Source organism: Kangiella sp. TOML190, assembly GCF_023706045.1.
Taxonomy (GTDB): Bacteria; Pseudomonadota; Gammaproteobacteria; order Enterobacterales; family Kangiellaceae; genus Kangiella.
This window is the reverse complement of sequence record NZ_BQYL01000001.1, coordinates 450,999-473,090: the sequence shown is the minus strand read 5'-3', so window position 1 is coordinate 473,090 and position 22,092 is coordinate 450,999. Positions and strand designations below refer to the sequence as shown.

Genomic DNA, 22,092 nt, shown 5'->3' with positions numbered 1-22,092 from the left:
TAATGTCATTTTCAGCGGATACTTCAGAACTCCCCAAAAAGCATCAGCCAATTCACGTGCCAGAGTCGTGGCAGCGTTTGATTGCGGTAATTCGTCACCAACTTAGACCCAATCATTTTATTTTTATTGAAGCGCCTCATCAGGCTGGGAAAACAACCTTTGCCAGTGTCTTAAGCAAAAAGCTGACATTAAATGAGGAAATATCCGTCAGTTATCAAAATCTGCATCCCTTATCAACAACCGAGCAAATCCTCGGCGCTATCCCTGATGTAGACAGCTTCCAATCCCAGATCCAACTGGTGATCTTAGATGATTGCATGGACGTAGACCCATCACAATTAGAGCGGATAATTAGCAGCAACATCGACAAATATTTTGTGGTGTTAGGTGAGCCAGAACTGCTGGATCGGATCCCGCGTTTGCAAGAATCACGCTTTACTCTGCCGCTTTTCAACAAGGAAGATTGCCATAAGCTATTGAATAAACAGCAACACAGCATTGATCCCAGTCTTGATATTCCCTCTTTGGAAAGTGAGCTGATTTATTTCGAAAGCCGAGGATTTCCAGGCGAAGTTTTAAGGCTTGGCGAGCAGCTACAAGTCAAGCTAAAGAAAAAAGCTTCCAGCCTTAAAAGTTATGATTTAGCTAACCGTGGAGTGCTTTCGTCTCTTATCATTGGACTTGGCGTATTGATTTTCCTAGGTTATTTACTGTTTGCTGGCGGTGAAAGCCAAGAACAAGCAATTCAAAGCCCCAAGCCATTGGAGCAAAATACTTCTGAAGCTGAGTCTAAAACTCAAGTGATCGATGGAGGCGAGTTGCCGATCCCTATCTTGAAACAAAGCAGTTCTGAAACAGCTGGTGCTAGTAGCGAAGGTCAGACAGAGGCTGAAAAAGAGGTCGAAGGTGGGGAATTGGTGATTGAGTCGACGCAGTCAGCGGCGATTGCCAACAACAGTTTTGAGGTCTGGATTGAAACTCGCTCGCCAGAGCATTTTACCATTCAACTGTTTTCTCATAAATCTAAACAAGAAGCCGAAGCTTTTAAGCAAGAATTGGATTTGGCCGATTCTTATGTGTATCCGGCAAGAGTGAATGGTGAGACGCATTTTCGTGTGATTTGGGGAGACTATCCCAATCGAGCACGGGCCCAACTGGCGATTCAATCGCTCCCCCAATCGATTATGCAGCAAAAGCCTTGGCTTCGCTCTTTTAGCTCGCTCGCCAAAGAATTGCAGCAATAGATTATCCTAAGAATTATGCTGTAGCCGCCTAAGCTTTGCTTTATAATGGCGGCAAATTGTTAAGTGCTAAAATTTCATGTCAGCTGCTTTAAAAAACGATCGTTATATTCGTGCCTGTTTACAACAAGAAACCGATAGAACTCCGATTTGGATGATGCGCCAAGCCGGGCGCTACTTGCCTGAATATCGTCAGCTGCGGGCTGAAGCTGGAAGTTTTATGGATCTGTGTACCAATCCTGAGCTGGCTTGTGAAGTAACGCTACAACCATTGCGTCGCTTTCCGCTAGATGCGGCTATTTTATTTTCAGATATTTTGACCATCCCTGATGCTATGGGCTTAGGATTGTACTTCACTCCTGGTGAAGGCCCAGCGTTTGAAAAGCCCGTGCGCTCTATGGCGGAAGTCGCGGCGTTGCCGATCCCCAATCCTAACCAAGAGTTAAAGTACGTTACCGATGCCGTAGCGACCATCAGAAAAGCTTTGCAAGGCCAAGTGCCGCTGATTGGTTTTTCCGGCAGTCCTTGGACCTTAGCCACCTATATGGTGGAAGGCGCGAGCACCAAAAACTTTTCTTGGGTTAAAGGCATGATGTACCAAGAGCCCAAAGCGATGCATGCCTTGCTGGAGAAGCTGGCAGACTCAATCATTCTTTACTTGAATGCACAGGTCGCGGCTGGAGCTCAAGCCTTGATGATTTTTGATACTTGGGGCGGAGTATTAACTCCAGCCGATTACCAAGAATTTTCGCTGCGTTATATGCAAAAGATTGTAGCCGGACTCACCCGAGAAAAAGATGGACAAAAAATACCGGTCACTTTGTTCACCAAAGGCGCCGGTAATTGGCTGGAGCAAATGGCACAGACTGGGGCGGATTGTTTAGGGGTCGATTGGACCACTAATTTGCAGGATGCTCGGGCACTGGTTAACGGCAAAACCGCTTTGCAAGGTAATATGGACCCTTCGATTCTGTATGGCTCGGAACAAAGAATTCGTGAAGAGGTTAGCAAAATTCTCGCCAGTTATGGACAAGGCTCTGGTCATGTGTTTAATTTAGGTCATGGCATCCATCAAACGGTGGAGCCTGAAAAAGCGGGTGCTTTTATTAAAGCAGTTCACGAATTAAGTCCACAGTATCATTTGTAATATTCGAACAAACTGATAACAAAGTTAAGGGATTAGTAAAAGTAGCAGCCATGCTAAAAGAAAGTGAGTTTAAGCCGCCTTGGTGGCTCAGCAACCGTCATCTACAAACCTTTTGGAGTCCTTTGGCTCCAAAGACTCCTATACCGAATTTATTGCGAAAGCGCTTGGAGTTAGCAGACGGCGACTTTCTAGATTTGGACTGGGTTAATCGGGACAAAACGAGCCCCACTCTAGTGCTGCTACATGGCTTAGAAGGTAATCTTGACTCGCCTTATCTTAGACGCATGCTGAATCAGCTTGAAGCTAAAGGCTGGCGGGGACTTTTGGTTTATTGGCGTGGTTGTAGCGGTGAACCTAACCGAACCGATAAAACTTACCATGCCGGACGCAGTGAAGATTTAGAAGCTGTGATGCAACATTTAGCTGCGAATGATATCGAGCAGCCTATTTTCGTCGCCGGTTACTCTCTAGGCGCTAATATTTTACTGAAATGGCTTGGCGAAAAAGGCCGCGATGGTCTCGACGCGCCTATTCGAGCAGGCTTTGCGGTATCCACGCCGTTTGACTTATCTATTTGTGCCGATTCTATAGATAAAGGCTTTTCGAAAATTTATAAGCATTATCTGTTAAGCACCTTGAAGAAAAAAATAATCGCCAAGTATTCAGCTGAGCGTTTGTTAAAACTGCTGAACTTAACCGCTAAAGATATTTTGTTGATCAGCAGTATGCGTGAGTTTGACGATAGAATTAGCTCTAAGCTCAACGGTTTTCTTGATGCTAACGACTATTATGTTCAATCTTCTAGCAAGCAGTATCTTAAATACATACAAGTGCCAACCGTGGTTATGCATGCGGCTGACGATCCCTTTATGTCGCCAGAAATTATCCCGAAGGAGTCTGAACTGACAAGCTCATTAGAGCTGCGCATTTCGGAAAATGGCGGCCATGTAGGCTTTGTTCGCGATATTGATAAAAGCGGCAATAGTTTTTATTTGGAAACTTCAATTCTTGATTATTTCAGTAGTTTTGTAGATGCTAAAGAGAAATCTGCCTAGCATTTTCATACAGTTTTGCTATGCTGGTTTGACCATTGTTAGTCACTCTGAATTTGATGCAGCAGACATTCGAAAAATTACAAAAAGCCCGTCGTCAAAATCCTTTCCCAAGTTTAGCTGAACGTAAAAAGTGGCTTGATTTGCTGCAAACTCTGGTCTTAGAAAATGAAATCGCAATTATTGAAGCGATTGACAAAGACTTTACTGGTCGTGCTGAGTTTGAAACTCAACTAGCAGAAATTTACCCCTCAATAAAAGCGATAAAACACGCAAAGAAAAAGCTGTCTAGTTGGATGAAACCTGAAAAAAGGCCGGTTTCAATCTGGTTTAAACCGGCAGCGGCTAAAATAATCTACCAACCTTTAGGAGTGGCTGGGATTATTGTGCCCTGGAACTATCCGTTGTATATGGCCTTGGGTCCCTTGGCTTGTGCCATTGCTGCGGGTAATCGAGTGATGCTGAAAATGTCAGAGTTTACTCCAAACTTTAGCCAACTTTTTGCCGAATTAGTAAAAAAATATTTGCCCGCTGATGTGATCTCGGTAGTTAATGGTGGCCCAGACGTCGGGGCCGAATTTTCGCAATTACCTTTTGACCATATACTATTCACAGGCTCAAGTAGGGTGGGCAAGATGGTGATGAAGGCTGCTAGTGATAATTTGACACCCGTGACCTTGGAGCTTGGCGGCAAGTCACCTACCATCATTGACGAAAATTTCTCTTTAGCGCTTGCTGCCGAAAAGATCATGTTTGGTAAGTTGTTAAATTCAGGGCAAACTTGCTTAGCGCCCGACTATGTTTTTGTTAAAGCGGGTCAAGAAGAAGCTTTTGCCGAAGCCTGTAAAACGGCTGCGCAAAAATTTTATCCTAAATGGAATGCTAAAGAATATTCAGCAATTAACTCGTCGAAACAATTTCAGCGCCAAGAAGCGATGCTGCAAGATGCGATTGATAAGGGCGCTGAAATTGTTTATTTAAATAATAATCAAGAAACCACTGATGGTCGGAAAATGTCGCCTGCAGTGGTTTTGCAGACTCAAGCTGAGATGCAAATTCGGCAAGAAGAAATTTTCGGACCTGTGTTACCGATAGTTTCTTACCAAAATTTTGATGAAGTGATTGATTATGTTAATGACCATCCGCGGCCTTTAGCCTTGTATTTATTTAGTCATAACCAAAAGCGCATAAAACGTATTTTAACTGAAACCACTTCGGGCGGCGTGACCCTCAACGATGTGATCTTGCATGTCAGCCAAGAGAGTCTGCCCTTTGGTGGTGTCGGTAATTCAGGCATGGGTCACTATCATGGCTATGAAGGCTTCAAGACTTTCTCCAAAGCCAAAAGTGTGTTTAAACAAAGTCGATTGGCTGGTACTAAACTCATGTATCCACCCTACTCTAAATTGGCCAAAATGCTTTATCGATTAATGCGAGGCCGCTAATTTTTAATGGCAACTCGTCGAGCCTTTCTGAAAGTATCATTATTGGGGAGCCTAGCTGTCGCTTCCGGAGTGTCTATTTGGCAATACAGCTTGGAAGATTCGCAACAGGCTGTAGAGTCTGATCCCTATCGATATCAATTTCTGAATCAAGATCAGCGGCTACTAATTTATGCTTTATTGCCTGCGTATTTAGGCTCTGCTTTAGCGCCGTTAGATTCGACTGAATTTAGATTAGGTTTGATCCGAGAAATCGATCAGGCGCTTGCCTTTGTGTCACAGCAAAGCCAACTGGAGTTGCAACAATTACTGGACCTACTGAGCCATCAATTAGGGCGAGCTTACGTGGCAGGCGTTTGGACCAACTGGAATCAAGCATCTCCAGCTCAGCTGAGCAGCTTTTTGCAAGATTGGCGTGAAAGTTTTATCGCTTTGCTTCGTGCTGGTTATTTGGGTTTACATCAATTAATTTTTGGGGCTTTTTACGCGCAAGAACCCAGTTGGGCTGCTATCGGTTACTCAGGGCCTCCAAAATTGAATTTGAATGATGATTTCTATGCTCAATTTGATGAGTAATTTCCTTTAGAGCTTTATGATAAAAAACGATCCTCAAGCTATCGATGCTAACCAACTTGGATCAAGAGTCCTAGAGACCGACATTGCAATCATTGGTAGTGGTGCTGGCGGTGGGGTGAGCGCGGAGATTTTTGCCAAACAAGGATTTAGGGTGCTACTGCTAGAGGAAGGACCTTACCTCACGGCGCGTGATTTTAAGATGCAGGAAAAAGAGGCCTATCCGTTGCTCTACCAAGAATCCGCTGCCAGAAAAACCAAAGATAAGGCAATTAATATTCTTCAAGGGCGGAGCGTTGGCGGCTCAACAACGGTTAATTGGACCTCAAGTTTTCGTACTCCTGACAAAACCTTAGCTCATTGGCAGAAGCATTATGGCTTGGCTGATCTGAGTCCAGATAAGATGGCTCCTTGGTTTGAGAAAATGGAGCAGCGCTTAAATATAGCGCCTTGGGCGACTCCAGCCAATGCCAATAATGATGCAATTAGTCGGGGCGCAAAAAAACTGGGTTGGTCAGCAAGAACTATCGCTCGCAACGTTAAAGGCTGCGCAAATTTGGGTTATTGTGGCATGGGCTGTCTGCTCAATGCCAAACAATCGATGTTGGTGTCGACCATTCCTGCGGCAAAAAAACTGGGTGCTAAAGTCTTATATCAAGCGCGTGTGGAGCGATTGCTGATTGAGGCAGATAAGGTCGTTGGTTGTGAGGTCTATCCGGTTAACCATGCTTCGAAAAGAACGCACAATGCAGCCATCACCATTAAAGCAAAACATACTATCTTAAGTGCTGGCTCGATTGGCTCGCCCGCGGTGTTATTGCGATCGAAGGTTCCGGATCCTTTTAACAGAGTGGGTAAGCGAACCTTTTTACATCCAGTGGTGGCAAGCGCGGCTTTTATGCCACATCAAGTCAATGGCTTTTACGGCGCCCCTCAGTCGATTTATAGCGATGAGTTTTTGTGGCCAAAGGCTAATAAGATGGGCTTTAAGATTGAAGCGGCGCCGCTGCATCCTTCATTAGTTTCGACAGTGCTAACCCCTTTTTCCGAGCAGCATTTTGATTTATTTAAGGATTTTTCTAAAATTCAAGGATCGCTTGCCTTATTGCGCGATGGCTTTTCAGAAGACAGTCAAGGTGGTCAGGTGTGGTTAGATAAGTTTGGTTATCCTAAATTGGATTATCCATTGAATGATTATTTTTGGACTGGTGCGCGCAGCGCCTTACTCGCTATGGCCGAACTGCAATTTGCAGCAGGTGCTAAGTCAGTCTATCCATCGCATATGGACGCAAAAAAATACCCTAGCTGGCACCAAGCAAACAAAGCGATAAAACAATTTACCATGAAAGAATTAAAAACAATGGTCTTTAGTGCGCACCTAATGGGGGGAAATGCGATGGGAGCCGATGACAAGCTATCGGTTGTGGATGAGCAAGGCAAATTTCGTTGGCTGGATGGATTGCACATTTTTGATGGCTCAATCTTTCCCACCAGCATTGGTGCCAATCCGCAATTATCGATTTATGGCTTAGTAGCCAAACTGGCCACCAACTTGTCTACGCAAGTTTCCAAGCGTGCCTCTGAGTAAGTTCAGTCTAACTATCATAATCGTTTAAAATTCAGTAAGATAAGCCTAATTTAAGGCTTTAGATGCAATAACACTATGAGCAAACGGGTTTTATATCCTGGAACTTTTGATCCCATTACCAATGGTCATATCGACTTGGTCAATCGTGCTTGTCGCTTGTTTGATAAGGTCATTATCGCAGTGGCCGATAATCCTAACAAACAACCGCTATTTTCACTTAAAGAAAGGGTTGATTTGGTTGAGGGGGTTTTCGCTGGTAACCAACAAATTGAAGTTTTGGGCTTTACCGAGTTACTGGTCGACTTTGCGAAGAAACAAGATGCTATCGCAATTTTGCGCGGTATTCGGGCGGTTTCCGACTTTGAATTTGAGTTCCAACTGGCCAATATGAATCGTCACCTTGACCCCGATTTAGAATCTTTTTTCTTAACCCCATCTGAGCATTACTCCTATATTTCATCCTCCTTGGTGCGAGAAGTGGCGTCACTAGGCGGCGATATTAGTGCCTTTGTCGATCCTAAAGTTGGCGCAGCCTTAGCGCAAAAGTTTGGTGCTGAGAGTTGAGGTATGAGCTGACGGCTAAAGTGAGCGCTGGAAGCACTCGAACTTTATTTTAATTTCAGGGATAATAGAGCCAGAAAGTAAGTCAATCCAAGATCCGATAGTATCAAGTCTTGAGAACCGAGAGTAAATAGCAACTATGTCGTTAAAAATTACTGACGAATGCATTAACTGTGATGTGTGCGAGCCGGAATGTCCGAATGAGGCCATTTATCAAGGCGAAGAAATTTATGAAATTGATCCTAATAAGTGTACTGAATGCGTTGGTCACTATGAAGAGCCACAGTGTCAGTTGGTGTGTCCGGTAGATTGTATTCCGCTGGATGAAAATAATGCAGAATCGAAAGAACAGCTTATGGTGAAATACGAAAAGCTGACAGGTTTACCTTACGTCGAAGTTTAATTCGTAATGCAAAGCGGCTTAAGGTCGCTTTTTTTATCCTAGTTAAAAATAAAAATCATTATGTCGAAAAAAATCACGCTACTTGATTGGCTAAAACAAGAGCCTTTTAGTTTGACGTTATCCTCGGGTTTCTTCGGCTTTTTTGCTCATACCGGAGTCTTAACCGTACTGGAAGAAGAGGGATTAACTCCGCAAAGAGTGTTAGGGGCTAGCTCAGGTGCTTTGGCAGGAGCTTGTTGGGCGGCGGGGATTAACTCGATTGATTTGCGCACCATTTTATTTGCGCTAAAACGGCAAGATTTTTGGGATCCGGGTTTTGGTTGGGGATTACTTAAAGGTGAAAAATTTCGACAAAAGTTAGCGGAAATTTTGCCCGTAAATCGTTTCGAAGATTGTCCTATTCCGCTGGCTTTATCCGCCTATGATCTAAAAAAGTAGGCAAACGCTGGTGTTGGATTCGGGCGATCTGGTTGCGGCGATTTATGCCTCTTGCGCCATTCCTGTGATGTTCCAACCTCTTGATTATCAAGGCTTTCGTTTGATTGATGGCGGGGTAAAGGATCGGCCAGCGTTAGCCGCTGCCCAGTCCGATGAGCGGATATTTTTTCACCACATAGCTTCTAAATCTTCTTGGCGTAAAAAAGAGGATCCTTCGATCCAGATCCCCAAGCGTGACAACTTAGCTTCGTTAGCTATTTACGATTTGCCACGTTCTGGTCCGTTGAAACTTGAGGTGGGACAAGAAGCCTATCAAAGGGCTTACTTTGCCACGCGCCGCGCTTTAAATATGGAATTAATAGATTCGAATGTGTCGGTAGCAGGCTAGTTTATACTAGGTAAATGCCATCCGCTTCGATACGAATTTTGCGCTCTTTGTAGAGTTTACCGATGGTGCGTTTGAACACGGCTTTACTCACCTTGAAAGTACGATAAATATCTTCTGGGCGGCTCTTGTCATTGAGCGGCAAATAGCCTCTTTGCTTTTTTAACTCATTGATCACGTCGCCTGCCAAGCGATCCTTGTCTTGAATCGCGCCTTTACTCAAAGCCAAATGGATTTTTCCATCCGGTCGTAGTTCTTTGATAAAACCTTGTAGCGATTGCCCGACTTTTAAGGGTGTTACGGTTTGGTCTTTAAATATCATCCCTGAATGCTGATGATTAACGATAGCTAGATAGCCCAGATCGGTTTTGCGTCGAATAATCAGATCCACCGCTTGGCGTTTTTTATAGAAAGTTGGAGTTTTATCCAAATAACGATCTAACTTACTGGTGGCGACAATTCTTTGGCTGGCATTATCAATATACAGATAAACGAGATAAGAGCGGCCCGCTTGCATTGGTTTAAACTGTTGGCCATAGGGAGCCAATAAATCTTTTGGCAGACCCCAGTCCATAAAGGCCCCGACTTTGTTGACTTCCAAGCATTTGAGTAACTGGAATTTGCCGACTTGGGCTTTGGGCGTCTCAGTGGTGGCAATAGGGCGGTCTTCAGAGTCGAGATACACGAAAACCTCAATTTTATCGCCAATCGCAAGATTGGACGAGGCGTAGCGTAAGGGCAATAAAATCCTATCGTGAGGCGGGCTGGACTCTCTCTCGCCTAAATAAAGGCCATGCTCATTGCTTTTTAAGACAAAAAGTTGATTGTATTGTCCGAGTTTTATGCTCAAAGATAGTTCGCCTGTGGTTAGTCCGTGGGTTCCATTTCCACTATTATCGGAAATTTACCTTGCATAATAATATGCCCCAAATAGCGTTTAGAACCAGTGGTGGTGAATTCAAACTGATAACGTTTGAGTAATCTTAACTTATTCTCGTTATTTCGGCCAAAATACAGGCTTTTTAAGGCAACATAGCCATCAAGGTTCTGCACCTGTGATTCTTGACAGGCCTGTTGCGCAGCTCGATAAGCGGACTCTCGAACTGTCGTATTGTAGCTATAGAGGCCGGTTAAAAGTGCAATAAAAAGCAGGATAAAAAGATAAGTCATTGACGGTTCGGTTGTTTATTAGTGGTAAATTATCATTAAAAAAGGCGACCTAAGTCGCCTTTAGCAAAATTGCCAGTGTTACTTTTTTCCCACCAGCCAACGGGCTACGGTGATCTTTTTAGGGTCAACTCCAGCGTCTCGCGCTTGGTCGACGGCTCGCAACATAATTTCGTTTTCCGCTTCATTATGAACGCGGATCAATACTGGTGAACGCGGATCTTCGGAAAGCTTAGTTTCGATATTTGCGCCAATCGCTTCAGGGTCGATGATACGCTCCTCAAGGGTAATACTGCTCTTATCATCAATCGAGATCACGATAACCTGCGGTGGATCTTCGGTTGGAGGCGAGTCAGAGTTATTACTTGGACGCTTTAGATCGATCGCGGATTCTTTAATAAACGAGGTAGTAACGATAAAGAAAATCAACATGATAAACACGATGTCTAGCATCGGCGTCATATCGATATTCGTTTCGTCGTCTTCTCTATGTTTTCTTCTCATCTGTATTTCCTACCACTTGCGACTTTCGCCGCCATTAAAATAGCTAATTTACTACATTGTAGCCGACACATTAAAGGGGATCTAGCGAAAAAAGTCCAGTTTGTGCACTCCTTAATTGCTAGTTATCTCTGGCAATTGCCACAATAATAACTGGCTCTTTGCCCAATGACTTTGCGTTTGATGGTGGATTGGCATTTCAAGCAAGCTTCACCATCACGTCCGTAAACATTTAACTGCTGTGCAAAATAGCCCGGATTACCGTCGGTTTGGGTAAAGTCTTTTAGGGTGGTGCCGCCCTCGGCTATGGCTTTGGCTAATACATGCTTTATCGCATCCACCAGTTTGCTTAAACGTACTTTGCTGACTTTATTGGCAATCGCAGTGGGCTTTATCCCCGCGAGGAATAAAGCTTCCGATGCATAGATATTGCCAACGCCGACCACAACTTGATTGGTCATAATGGCGTTTTTAATGGCGCCTTTGCGTTTGCATAGCGCTTGATGTAGATACTCAGGATTAAACTTATCGGTTAATGGCTCTGGCCCTAGATTATCCAAGATAGCCAATGGCTGATTTTTGGTTTGCCATAACACCGCGCCAAAGCGACGCGGATCGTTAAAACGTAGAGCTTTATCATTGGCAAAAATCACTTCGAAATGGTCGTGTTTTTGCAAAGGTTCTTTGCTTGAGACAATTCGCATAGCGCCAGACATACCTAAATGCATAACTACCGTACCGTGTTTAAAATGCCATAACAGATATTTAGCTCGGCGCTCTAACCCTGTGCTTTTTAAGCCTTCGATAGATTTTGTTTCTATCGCAATAGGCCAGCGCAAAGTCTTAAAGTGGATATTCACCGCTTTAACTTTGGAGCTAAGAATATAAGGCTCTAAACCTTTTCTGGTGGTTTCTACTTCGGGTAGTTCAGGCATTATTAATAAAGTGTTTAATCTTTAATTTAATTTCTTCCCAGCTATTCCCTGAACAGTGGGAAAGCATTTTCTTGATACTAATCTCTATATCAAACCAATTAAATTCTGCTAAAATTAGCAACCCTCTTCCCCAGCATGGTTCTGTGCTGATTAAATAAGATGGGGATACAACATAGCAGTAAAATGTTTCAATATCATCACCAGAAGGCTCTCTAATTTCGATTTCAATTTTGAAATTATTTATATCTTTGGGAAGTTCGTTTTTTTCAATTTGAGCGCTTGATATTGCGAATAGCTGGGGATGCATATTATTTTATATAAGATGTTTTCTTTAGTATATCAAAAAGCCCAGCAAAAACTGGGCTTCGAAACTTCAAAATTACTTAATTCTTTTAAATAAGTAAGTTATCGCTGCTAGCGCTGGAATAATAAGTAATGCAATAACCATGGGTACGCTGTCTTTAATAACTTCTACGTTAAAGGCGTAAACGGATACGACATCGGCGATGTCGGTTAATACTCTGACGATTAAAATGGTTAATAGAGCTTTGTGCGACTTGAGAAGTAGCGCGACTACAATACCTATCGCTGTTACTAGGTTTCTAGTGATATACAGTTGTGTGACGTAATTGAGTTCTGATATACCTGGAATAAAATCACCAGGACTCATAGAGGTGCCTATGGAAAAGAATGTAACTAGACCGATTTGCACTAAGATAATAATCCAAACCCAGATAGGGAGAAACTTTGCTGTAGACTGATTTTGACTCATATTGACTCCATTATATATCAGTGAAATTACTTCGATTGAATGAAGCTATAGTAGAGAATAAGTTTAAAGATGGCTAGCTAGGGCTGTGAGAAAATGATCTGGAATTGAAAAGAAAAAACCCAGCAAGTGCTGGGTTTTTTAAACTGCCGAAGGAGGCTGCAGTAATTTAAGATTAAACCAATTAATTACTTAATTTTGCCTTCTTTGTACATTACGTGCTTGCGTACCACAGGATCAAACTTTTTGATCTCCATTTTACCAGGCATGTTTTTCTTGTTCTTGTCAGTGGTATAGAAGTGACCTGTACCAGCGCTAGAATTTAAACGAATTTTATCACGCATGATTTAGCTCCTTATACCTTATGACCAGCTTTGCGAACGTCAACTAGTACCGAGTCGATACCTTTCTTGTCGATGATGCGCATACCTTTCGTAGAAACGCGCAGTTTCACGAAACGGTTTTCAGACTCAACCCAAAAACGGTGAGTGTGTAGATTAGGTAAAAAACGACGCTTAGTGCGGTTTTTTGCGTGTGACACATTGTTACCTGTCACTGGGCGCTTACCAGTTACCTGACAAACTTTAGCCATGATTAGCCTCCAAAAATAACCTTAAATTCCGCCTTAATTGGTATTTTTAAGGCGATACTGCAAATTAGGGCGCACTTTATACCAAAATCGGCCGCCTTTAGCAATGAAAAGCCAAGGATTTTAGCTATAAATACGCGATTTCGCCGCTTTTCGGCGATTCTTACTAGAGTCCGAACGGATGCCTACCTTATAAGAGCCCATGCTCGGCAAAAGAGTAGGTCTTGGACTGGGCGACGATTATATGATCCAGCGTACGAATATCAACCAATTTTAAGGCTTTTTTTAGTTGTTGAGTGAGGCTAATATCTGCTTCGCTTGGTTTGGGTTCGCCGCTAGGGTGATTATGGGCAAAAATTACTGCTGCAGCTTGGTAGGCGAGGGCTTTTTCTACCACAATTCTTGGGTGCACTTCGGCGCTATTAATAGTGCCTTGGAACAAGACTTCGGTAGCCCGCAATTGGTGTTGAGAGTTAAGTAGCAACAGGCAAAATTGTTCACGTTTTTGTTGGGATAGTAAGCTTTTCAAGTACAGCTTAACCTGTTCGGGGTTAGTGAACGCTTGCTCTAGCTCTAAAGACTGCTGTAGATAGCGCTTAGATAACTCTAAGGCCGCTTGCAGCTGACAAAATTTGGCAGTTCCTAACCCTGGATAGCGCTTAAAAGTGGAAAAGTCGGCTTCTAGCAAGGCTTTGAGCCCTTGAAAGTCGTGCAATAGATAGCGTGCTAAATCCACTACGTTAAGTTTTCTGGTGCCGGTTCGCAGGAATATTGCTAGCAGTTCGGCGTCACTTAAATGGGCTGCACCCCTTGTCATTAGGCGTTCTCGGGGTCTTTCGGCTTGTGGCCATTCCATAATTTTCATGGGTATTTCCTTATCCAGTTAAATCCTTACTTGCAGTGTAAATTGTGTTAGTGAGTTAGTAATTGCTTCAATCTCTATAATTTTAGTGCGCAAAAGCGTAAACTATTGCCATCAATGTGAACCAAATCAACTATTTAGGATGAATTTAAGCCAAAAGAAAATACTATTGGGCTTAACGGGGGGGATTGCGGCCTATAAAGTAGCCGATCTTTGTCGACAGCTAGTAAAGTCTGGGGCGGAAGTTCGGGTGGTGATGACTAAGGGTGCAAAAGCCTTTATTACCCCTTTGACTCTGCAGGCACTTTCTGGCAATCCGGTTCACGACGATTTGCTTGATCCCAATGCCGAAGCGGCCATGGGGCATATTGAATTGGCAAAATGGCCGGATTTGATCTTAATTGCTCCAGCGAGTGCAGATTTCATTGCTAGAAGCACTGCGGGAATGGCTGATGATTTACTGGCGACTTTGTGTCTTGCCACTGCTAAGCCAGTAGTTTTGGTGCCGGCAATGAACCAGCAAATGTGGGCTAACCCTGCTACTCAGGCCAATCTCGAGGTTGCTGCACGACGTGGTATGCAGATTTGGGGGCCAGCTTCTGGCGAGCAGGCTTGCGGCGATGTGGGTTTGGGGCGAATGATCGAGCCTATCGAAATCGCTCAAAAAGTGGATGAGTTTTTCCATCATAAACCCTTAAAAGGTCAGCGCTGGCTGATTACTGCTGGGCCAACGGTAGAAAAGATCGATCCCGTGCGCTATTTGACTAATCATAGTTCAGGAAAGATGGGGTTTGCGATTGCCGCGGCAGCGGTGAGTTTGGGCGCAGAGCTGGTGCTAGTTAGCGGCCCCGTGAATCTATCTACGCCAGCTGGCGTTAAACGAATTAATGTTGAGTCGGCGCAACAGATGTTAGCGGTGGTACAGGAGCAGTCTGTAGGTACAGACTGTTTTGTGGCATGTGCAGCGGTTTCCGATTATCGAGCCAAAGATAGCGCCGAGCATAAGATGAAAAAGTCGGGTGATGCTGGTTTACAATTAGAACTGGTGCAAAATCCTGATATTTTAAAGTGGATGGCGGCTGAATCTGGGGCCTTTTGTGTGGGCTTTGCCGCGGAAACCGACAATCTAGAAGCGTACGCTAAGAATAAGATGGTAAAAAAGGGCATTTCGATGATCTGTGCCAATGATGTGGGTCGAAGTGATATCGGGTTTGGCAGCGATCGAAATGAGCTTAAGGTCTTTTATCAATCAGCAAACTCGGCAGAAGAAGCGCGACACTTTGTGATTGGACCAGCGTTGAAAAAAGATGTAGCAAAAGAATTAGTAGAACTTATCGAGCAATTACAACAGCAGTAGAAGATATAAGGATAGAGGTTAGCAGGAGAACAAATGAGAAAGGGTAAAAATTTATTAAGCTTTTTTATTCCAGCGATAGCAATTGGTGCGGTACTAATTTTGGTGGCTGCTGCTGCCTTTTACTTTTGGGGTTATAAGCAACCGCTAGAGCAGCAAGCCAGCTTTTATTTGCAGTCTACGGTGGATGAAAAAGCTAAAAAGATCGCTGACCGTATTGCTGAAATCCAAGCTAGAGTTGATCAGCTAGCGAAAACCGAGTCAAACGAAGAACAGTTTAAAGCCAAGGTGCAACAGTGGTTACCTGAGGTGGATTCGGTGGTCTTTATTGCTGAAGATAATTTAAATGTTAAGCCTGACGCCTCTCCAGCCATTACCCATGTAGTGCTTGATTTATTTCGACAAGCGTTAGGTGGTGCTAATACAGCGCCTGAGCTAATTATCAAAGATGGAAACCCCAGTTATGTTGCCTTTGTCAGCAAGTTGACGAGCCAATCTGATGCTGCTGATATGCCAAATAAATTGGTGTTGGTGGCCATCCAACCGCAACGCTTTGCGACTATGTTGGGCGCCATTCAGGGACCTTTGCAGTTGCAGGTCTTACAACACTACACCGATGGTAATCACTTGATTGCCAGTGCCGGCAATTACAGCGCAGCTGCTGGTGTTCCGTTGGTTGAATCAGAGCGTTTTGGTACTAATTGGTCCGTGGGCTTATGGCAAGATGCTAGTGCTTTTAGCCCGAGCATGTTACTGCCTTTAGCTTGTCTTTTGGCCATTTTGGGCGGAGTGTTAGTGACTGCATTATTGCCTTATCTGAATTTAAATTCGCAACTCAAATCCGAAGCACGAAGCTTTATTAAAGGGATCGCTGATAATCGTATGCCTTCGAACTTCAAGATGGGTTTCTTCAACGAGCTGGCGGCAAGTTATCGCCGGGTACATGCCACCGATGAGGTGGATGAAGTGCTTGAAGAGGCGCAAGAAGTTACGACAGATACTTCAGAAAAAGCTGACGATGAGGTGGCGACTGATAAGCTGGAAGTCGATTTAATCCAAGTGGCAGAAAAAATTTCGCCAGAGATTTTCCGTGCTTACGATATTCGGGGGGTTGCGGGTAAAAATCTGAATGAAGAAATTGTCTATGCTTTAGGACGTGCCATCGGTAGTGAAGCTTATGCTCGTGGCGAACAGAAAATTTTGGTGGCTAGAGACGGACGAATTTCTAGCCCGCGCTTACACAATGCGCTGTTACAAGGCATGACCTCAAGTGGTCGTGACATTATTGATTTAGGCATGGTGCCCACTCCAGTGATGTACTTTGCCACTCAAGCCTTAAATGTGCGCTCCGGTGTGATGTTGACAGGCAGCCATAATCCTGCCCAACACAATGGATTAAAGGTGGTATTGGCAGGCGAGACTTTATACGGTCGCGATATTGAAGCCATTTACAATCGCATCAAAGATAATGATTTGTTAAGTGGTAAAGGCGAAGTTAAGCAACTGGACTTTGAACAATCTTATCTGGAAAAAGTGGTCTCCGATATTCAGCTCGATAAACCACTAAAAGTGGTGGTGGACTGCGGTAATGGGGTAACCGGTAATCTCGTTCCTCGCTTATTGCAGGCGTTGGGTTGCGAAGTAATAGCGTTGTACACCGAAGTGGATGGTAACTTCCCAAATCATCATCCCGATCCCAATAGCTCGGCTAACTTACAAGATTTGATAGCCATGGTGCGTACAGAAGAAGCTGACATTGGCTTAGCTTTTGATGGCGATGGCGATAGGCTGGGAGTGGTTGATTCGAGTGGCAAAATTATTTGGACCGACCGCGTGATGATGCTGTTTGCGATGGATGTTTTATCCAGAAATTCTGGTGCGGAGATCTTGTTCGATGTTAAATGCAGCCGTTATTTAGCGGAGGTTATTCGTCAAAACCAAGGGACGCCAGTGATGTGGAAAACGGGTCATTCCTTGATGAAGGCCAAAATGCGCGAAACGGGTGCTCCGTTAGGTGGTGAAGGTAGCGGTCATATCTATTTTAAAGAACGCTGGAATGGTTTTGACGACGCCATTTATGCCGCAGTTCGCTTGCTGGAATTACTATCCAAAGATAGTCGTTCATCGGAAGCGATTTTCTCGGGTTTCCCAGAAGGGGTTTCGTCGGAAGAAATTAATGTACCTATTCCTGATAAGGTTAAGTTCAAATTGATCGATGCCTTATCTGAGAAAGTCGATTTTGAAGGCGCTAACTTGAATACCATTGATGGTATTCGCGCCGAGTATGAGCAGGGCTGGTTCCTAGTTAGAGCTTCAAATACTACGCCGAGCATAGTTGTTAAATTTGAAGCGGATAATGATATTGCTTTAGAGCGGCTGAAGAATATTTTGAAAGCACAACTTGGGGTCGTCGCTCCGAAACTGAAAGTTAATTTTTAATAAAGAAGTAGAAAACAATGGCATTGACAAAAAAATCTACCAAAAGAAAAGAAGAAATATTACAAGCCTTGGCTCTGATGTTAGAAAAAGAGCCTGGGGCGAGGATTACTACTTCTAAGTTGGCCGCGGCGGTTGGGGTTTCCGAGGCAGCCTTGTACCGGCACTTTCCCAGTAAAGCGCGGATGTTTGAAGGTTTGATTGAGTTTGCCGAGCAAGAGCTCTTTTCGCGAGTCAATCGAATTTCCAAAGAGCAGGATTTACTCGAGAACCAGTGTCAGCAAATTATTGCTTTGATTCTAACCTTTGCTAGCCGTAATCCTGGGATAAGTCGTTTACTTACTGGTGAGGCTCTAACTGGCGAGCATGAGCGTTTGCGAGGCCGCATCAGTCAATTGTTTAACCGATTGGAAACACACCTTAAGCAGTTGTTTAAACAGGCAGAGTTAGTTAGACAGGATACTTTTAGTCCCGATGCAGCTAGTCGTGCCAATATTTTGATGGCATTTGCCGAAGGGCGTATTCAGCAGTATGTCCGAACCAACTTTTTACAGTCGCCACTGGCTAATTGGGAGCAAGAATGGTCTCTGTTAAAGATCATTTGTTAAGCATAATTTGTGTAAGAATTGTGGCTTGTTATCTAGAACTTAGGTAATCAATAAAGCGTTGCTTGAGTGCAACGACATCACTACTACCGCACTTTTTCTGACCACTTTCAGAAGGGTGGCATTGAATAGACATCACAATGTTCATACCTTCATCAGTTTCCTTATTTGGCACTCGCGTGATGGAGAGTGCGATTTCATTCTCGTATTCAGGTTTGCGACTTACGATAAGAGTATTGGTGACGATAGATAAAGGTCTTGAGGCGTTTTCGTGAGCAAAAACTTGGGCATAACTCCAAGCTTTATCGCAACTAATTCGGGTTTCGCAGGCGAAAATATCTTTGACATCAATTTGGTTCGGATCGCGCATTGACTCGGTGATGTATTGTTCGGCTTTGAGCTCTTGAAAACGGATACGATCTTTTTCAAATTGAGCATCAATTTCATTGATCTGTTGATTGTATCTAGTGATAGAGTCATCGTTCGAGGTTATTTGGTTTTTGATGGCGGCAATTTCGTGTAAGGTTGCTTCAGGAACCGCTTTACCGCGTCGTTCGTAATCGGCAGCACGCTTTTGTTGTTGCTCCAATTTTCGCTTGAGTGACTTGGTGTGGTTATCAACAATGCGTAGATTAATATTTAAAGTTGCCGTCTGACTTTTTTTGGTGCGCTCAATATCTTCGACCGATTGGTATTGGCGCAACAGCAGCGTATCACGCTGGCGCTCTTTACGACGAGCTTCGGCCTGAGCATCAAGTTGCTCTTGGCGGATCGCTTGCAAGCGTTTTTGTTTGGCAGTAAGTTCGGGCCCGACAATTTCTAAAACGCGCCCCGATTCATTAACCACTTCATAACCTGCTTTTACAGCATGAGTCGGTAGATAGTCCTTAACGACGATATTGCCAGCCTTATCTTTGTAGCGGTAGTAATTCTTGGCCTCAACTAAAGGCGATTGGAAAATAGCAAAAGCGGCTATTAACAAGGTTAATCTCTTCATTAAGAACTAAACTCCATAGGTTTTTCGGTACGCCACTACCTTATCATAAAATTGGCTAAACTGATCGTTTTGCTCTAGGTAGCTAATAAGATCGGTTAAGGTCACGATTGAGTACACTGGCAAGCCATAATCTTGCTCCACTTCTTGCACTGCGGACAATTCGCCCTGGCCTTTTTCTTGTCGATCCAGCGCAATCAATACCGCTTTGGGTTTGGCACCGTTGGCGCTAATAATATCGATGGCTTCGCGAATAGCAGTACCGGCGGATATCACATCATCTACGATCAAAACGTCGCCTTTGAGTGGACTACCAACGATATTACCGCCTTCCCCATGGTCCTTTTTTTCTTTACGGTTAAAACTGTAGGGCTTATTGAGCTGGTGTTTATCAGCCAGTGCTATGGCAGTGCTACTGACTAAAGGAATGCCTTTGTAAGCTGGGCCGAATAAGAGATCAAACTCGACTTTATTTTCCACCAACGTCTGGGCGTAGAACTGGCCGAGTTTGGCCAAGTCGTTACCATCATCAAATAGACCGGTATTAAAGAAATAAGGACTAAGACGACCGGATTTAAGGGTAAATTCGCCGAACTTGAGAACTTTTTTACTGAGGGCCAAATCGATAAATTGGCGCTGATAGTCTTGCATAGTGGTTAGTCTAGATTAAACAAACTGTACGGTAACTGAATGGTAACTGGTTCTTGAAGGAAAAAAAAGTGATAAACCCTGTGACGGTAAGGCAAAAAAAGCAACTCATTAAGAGTTGCTTTCATTCGAAGCTTAGACTTCTAGTTGGACTTACTTAAATTTTAAAGTCCAGGTGTCAATGTAACCAGTGTCGCCATTGTAGTTATCATTAACTTGCAGTCTCCAAGTACCGTTACCACTATTGCTAACTGAGCTAGCATTTAAGCTGTAGGTTTGTTGAATATCGTTAGCACTACCGCCTGTACGGTTGTGTAGAACTGCAGACTTACCGTCAGGAGCAATGATTTTCACTTCTAAGTCACCGATGTAAGTATGCTTGATGTCGACAATGATATCGATGTTACCAATGCTAGTACGACCGGTAACGTTTACCGAGCTGCTTACCGTGGTGTTATCGTAAATATTCACATTGGTATTATTGGTGAACTCATTAGAGCCGCCAGGAGGAGGGGTGGTAGCTTCAGTATAGTCTGCCACCAAAGTTACGCCCGAGTAAGCGCTGTAGCCACGTATCATGACGTGATAAGTGTCTGCTGCAGGAGCTGCTACGGTACAGGTCTCAGAGTTACCCGCTTTATACGGGCGGCAATCGTAACTCGAAGTGGTCGGCTTGGCCCCACGACGGGTATAGAGATCGGCATCACCAGTACCGCCGCTCATGGTAAAGCTTAGGTTAGTTGCACCAGCTGGTACATCAATGGTGAAGAAGGTTTCCGAACCGGTGGCTCCCGATAGTCCGGTTTGGGCAACGCCTTTTTCAAGAACGCCATCGCCTGTTGGAGGCGGGTTACCACCACCTTGCGCGGCGGCAATCGCTGCTGCGGCGTCAAGCATGCCATCACCACAGTTTGCAGTGCTACAGCTAGAGCCTGAAGGGAAAGATTTGGCCGAAGATTTTAATCTAGATTCAACTTCATCCGGAGTTAAATTTGGGTTTACAGCAAACATCAAGGCTGCAACCCCAGCGACGTGCGGAGCGGCCATCGAAGTACCTGCATAATATGCATAACTTTCGGTTGTTGGACCTTGTGAGCCACTGTTAACGGTTGAGGCAACGCCGTCAGCTCCGCCTTCACCGCCTGGAGCTGCGATATCAATTAATGAGCCGTAGTTTGAATAGCTTGCACGATTGGCTTGCTTGTTGGTTGCGGCTACTGAAATGACCCCAGAGCAGTTACCTGGATTGAAGCCCGAAACGTTAGCGTTTGAGTTACCTGCCGCAACTACTACTACCGTGCCGTTAGCGCGTGCTGAGTTGATAGCATTTTGGGTTGTGGTTGAACAGGAACCTGAACCGCCTAAAGACATGTTGATGACTTTAGCTGGGTTTGGATTAGTTGGAACGCCAGAAACGATACCGCCCGCTGACCAGATTATGGCATCCGCGATGTCGGCAGTGGTACCGCCGCAAGTGCCTAGCACGCGCACGGGTACGATTTTGGATTTGTAAGCAACGCCTGCCACACCTTGGTTGTTGTTGGTGACTGCGCCGATAGTGCCTGCTACGTGAGTGCCGTGCCAAGAAGAATTGCTGGCAGGGCCACATTGACCGGTAGTCCAGTCACCCGGATCTGACGCGTCTGAATCACGACCATTGCCATCATTCGAATAGGTGGTGTTGGAAATAAAATCATAACCGCCGATAACGTTGGCATTTAAGTCTGAGTGGTTAGTAATGCCGGTATCCAATACGGCAACCGTTACCCCTTCGCCCTGGGTCGTATCCCAAGCAGATTCAAGGTTAATGCCAGAGGTTGGATCGGTGTAATGCCACTGAACGCCATAGTGAGTATCGTTGGCCGTAGCAAAAGGCTTCATGATGCGGTTAACTTCAACATACTCGATGTCGGAGTCACTGCGTAATTTTGCAGCCATTCTTTCTAAAGCTCGAACGCTTTGTTTACTATCAAAATCAACAATTTGTGAACCAAATGCATTGAAGCGTTTATGCTTGGCTTTGACTCCCAAGCGAGCGCTCAGTTGGCTCATGGCTTTGCTATTACTAATCGATGCGCGTTTAGTTTGAGCGCTAGAGTTGCGATATTTAATAATTAAGCCAGCTCCTATTTCTTGGTTGGCCTGTGAGCTATATGCTTCAAAATCAAAAATTGGTTCGCCGTTACTATCATACTCAACTGCGGTTACTGACGCGGCTGCTAGTGCGCAAGACACAGCAATAGGCGCCAAAGCCTTATTGAAAGGTTTTTTCATTATTTAACTCCTAAGATTTGATACTACCCCATTGAAACTCGATGGTTTCATAAATGATTTGGCTGCTTGGGACTTCCTTATTGATGAGATTCCCTTACAGCGCTCGGTGACTATACAATATCAATAAA

25 protein-coding genes are annotated in these 22,092 nt (G+C 44.3%); 13 read left to right on the top strand and 12 right to left on the bottom strand.

The features are described from left to right. Window positions 1–2 precede the first annotated feature (2 nt). From NFS34_RS02225 to NFS34_RS02180, 10 genes are all read left to right on the top strand, one after another. Window positions 3–1,244 (top strand): SPOR domain-containing protein, encoded by a 1,242-nt coding sequence (locus tag NFS34_RS02225; RefSeq protein WP_251358214.1) that lies wholly within the window; start codon window positions 3–5, stop codon window positions 1,242–1,244. A gap of 76 nt (window positions 1,245–1,320) precedes the next feature. Then, window positions 1,321–2,388, top strand: coding sequence for a uroporphyrinogen decarboxylase (gene hemE, locus NFS34_RS02220; protein WP_251358209.1), 1,068 nt, complete (start codon window positions 1,321–1,323; stop codon window positions 2,386–2,388). 50 nt (window positions 2,389–2,438) lie between these two features. After that, complete coding sequence (locus NFS34_RS02215; RefSeq protein ID WP_251358207.1) at window positions 2,439–3,443, top strand: hydrolase; 1,005 nt, start codon at window positions 2,439–2,441, stop codon at window positions 3,441–3,443. A 56-nt stretch (window positions 3,444–3,499) separates the two neighbouring features. Then, complete coding sequence (locus tag NFS34_RS02210) at window positions 3,500–4,885, top strand: coniferyl aldehyde dehydrogenase (protein WP_251358206.1); 1,386 nt, start codon at window positions 3,500–3,502, stop codon at window positions 4,883–4,885. 6 nt (window positions 4,886–4,891) lie between these two features. Then, window positions 4,892–5,458, top strand: coding sequence for a hypothetical protein (locus tag NFS34_RS02205; protein ID WP_251358205.1), 567 nt, complete (start codon window positions 4,892–4,894; stop codon window positions 5,456–5,458). Window positions 5,459–5,474: 16 nt separating this feature from the next. Next, entirely contained in the window at window positions 5,475–7,043 is a 1,569-nt protein-coding gene (locus tag NFS34_RS02200; protein ID WP_251358203.1) for a GMC family oxidoreductase, read from the top strand. Between the two features lie 75 nt (window positions 7,044–7,118). Further along, window positions 7,119–7,607 (top strand): pantetheine-phosphate adenylyltransferase, encoded by a 489-nt coding sequence (gene coaD, locus NFS34_RS02195; protein WP_251358201.1) that lies wholly within the window; start codon window positions 7,119–7,121, stop codon window positions 7,605–7,607. Between the two features lie 136 nt (window positions 7,608–7,743). Beyond that, entirely contained in the window at window positions 7,744–8,007 is a 264-nt protein-coding gene (locus tag NFS34_RS02190) for a YfhL family 4Fe-4S dicluster ferredoxin (protein ID WP_251358200.1), read from the top strand. 60 nt (window positions 8,008–8,067) lie between these two features. Next, a complete protein-coding gene (locus NFS34_RS02185) occupies window positions 8,068–8,445 on the top strand; it encodes a patatin-like phospholipase family protein (RefSeq protein ID WP_251358199.1) in 378 nt (125 codons plus the stop codon). A 10-nt stretch (window positions 8,446–8,455) separates the two neighbouring features. Then, window positions 8,456–8,833, top strand: a complete 378-nt coding sequence (locus NFS34_RS02180; RefSeq protein ID WP_251358198.1) for a patatin-like phospholipase family protein — start codon at window positions 8,456–8,458, stop codon at window positions 8,831–8,833. Between the two features lies 1 nt (window position 8,834). On the opposite strand, the gene NFS34_RS02175 is transcribed toward NFS34_RS02180, so the two are convergent. From NFS34_RS02175 to radC, 9 genes are all read right to left on the bottom strand, one after another. Next, a complete protein-coding gene (locus tag NFS34_RS02175) occupies window positions 8,835–9,680 on the bottom strand; it encodes a S1 RNA-binding domain-containing protein (protein WP_251358197.1) in 846 nt (281 codons plus the stop codon). A 17-nt stretch (window positions 9,681–9,697) separates the two neighbouring features. After that, on the bottom strand, window positions 9,698–10,000 hold the full coding sequence (locus tag NFS34_RS02170; RefSeq protein ID WP_251358196.1) for a DUF3301 domain-containing protein: 303 nt from the start codon (window positions 9,998–10,000) through the stop codon (window positions 9,698–9,700). Window positions 10,001–10,078: 78 nt separating this feature from the next. Next, entirely contained in the window at window positions 10,079–10,501 is a 423-nt protein-coding gene (locus NFS34_RS02165; RefSeq protein ID WP_251358195.1) for a biopolymer transporter ExbD, read from the bottom strand. 122 nt (window positions 10,502–10,623) lie between these two features. Further along, on the bottom strand, window positions 10,624–11,433 hold the full coding sequence (mutM, locus tag NFS34_RS02160; protein ID WP_251358194.1) for a bifunctional DNA-formamidopyrimidine glycosylase/DNA-(apurinic or apyrimidinic site) lyase: 810 nt from the start codon (window positions 11,431–11,433) through the stop codon (window positions 10,624–10,626). After that, window positions 11,426–11,740, bottom strand: a complete 315-nt coding sequence (locus NFS34_RS02155) for an Imm8 family immunity protein (protein WP_251358193.1) — start codon at window positions 11,738–11,740, stop codon at window positions 11,426–11,428. Before NFS34_RS02155 ends, mutM begins: the two co-directional genes overlap by 8 nt. Window positions 11,741–11,812: 72 nt before the next feature. After that, window positions 11,813–12,205: a hypothetical protein gene (locus NFS34_RS02150; protein WP_251358192.1), complete on the bottom strand. Its 393-nt coding sequence runs from the start codon at window positions 12,203–12,205 to the stop codon at window positions 11,813–11,815. A 185-nt stretch (window positions 12,206–12,390) separates the two neighbouring features. Continuing rightward, window positions 12,391–12,546 (bottom strand): 50S ribosomal protein L33, encoded by a 156-nt coding sequence (gene rpmG / locus NFS34_RS02145; protein WP_154246324.1) that lies wholly within the window; start codon window positions 12,544–12,546, stop codon window positions 12,391–12,393. A gap of 11 nt (window positions 12,547–12,557) precedes the next feature. Continuing rightward, on the bottom strand, window positions 12,558–12,794 hold the full coding sequence (gene rpmB / locus NFS34_RS02140) for a 50S ribosomal protein L28 (protein ID WP_251358191.1): 237 nt from the start codon (window positions 12,792–12,794) through the stop codon (window positions 12,558–12,560). A 187-nt stretch (window positions 12,795–12,981) separates the two neighbouring features. Continuing rightward, on the bottom strand, window positions 12,982–13,656 hold the full coding sequence (radC, locus tag NFS34_RS02135; protein ID WP_251358190.1) for a DNA repair protein RadC: 675 nt from the start codon (window positions 13,654–13,656) through the stop codon (window positions 12,982–12,984). 139 nt (window positions 13,657–13,795) lie between these two features. On the opposite strand from radC, the gene coaBC reads away from it, so the two are divergent. The 3 genes from coaBC to slmA are packed head-to-tail and all read left to right on the top strand — an operon-like array spanning window position 13,796 to window position 18,051. Then, window positions 13,796–15,010 carry a bifunctional phosphopantothenoylcysteine decarboxylase/phosphopantothenate--cysteine ligase CoaBC gene (gene coaBC / locus NFS34_RS02130; protein WP_251358189.1) on the top strand — a complete coding sequence of 405 codons (1,215 nt, stop codon included), beginning with the start codon at window positions 13,796–13,798 and terminating at the stop codon, window positions 15,008–15,010. Window positions 15,011–15,043: 33 nt separating this feature from the next. Then, window positions 15,044–17,446, top strand: coding sequence for a phosphomannomutase/phosphoglucomutase (locus NFS34_RS11570; protein WP_285834438.1), 2,403 nt, complete (start codon window positions 15,044–15,046; stop codon window positions 17,444–17,446). Window positions 17,447–17,463: 17 nt separating this feature from the next. Then, complete coding sequence (gene slmA / locus NFS34_RS02120; protein WP_251358188.1) at window positions 17,464–18,051, top strand: nucleoid occlusion factor SlmA; 588 nt, start codon at window positions 17,464–17,466, stop codon at window positions 18,049–18,051. Window positions 18,052–18,079: 28 nt separating this feature from the next. Here slmA and NFS34_RS02115 read toward each other — a convergent pair whose 3' ends face one another. From NFS34_RS02115 to NFS34_RS02105, 3 genes are all read right to left on the bottom strand, one after another. Then, window positions 18,080–19,045, bottom strand: coding sequence for a hypothetical protein (locus tag NFS34_RS02115; RefSeq protein ID WP_251358187.1), 966 nt, complete (start codon window positions 19,043–19,045; stop codon window positions 18,080–18,082). A gap of 6 nt (window positions 19,046–19,051) precedes the next feature. Continuing rightward, a complete protein-coding gene (gene pyrE / locus NFS34_RS02110; protein ID WP_251358186.1) occupies window positions 19,052–19,693 on the bottom strand; it encodes an orotate phosphoribosyltransferase in 642 nt (213 codons plus the stop codon). A 150-nt stretch (window positions 19,694–19,843) separates the two neighbouring features. Beyond that, a complete protein-coding gene (locus NFS34_RS02105) occupies window positions 19,844–21,964 on the bottom strand; it encodes a S8 family serine peptidase (RefSeq protein ID WP_251358185.1) in 2,121 nt (706 codons plus the stop codon). Between the last annotated feature and the right edge of the window lie 128 nt (window positions 21,965–22,092).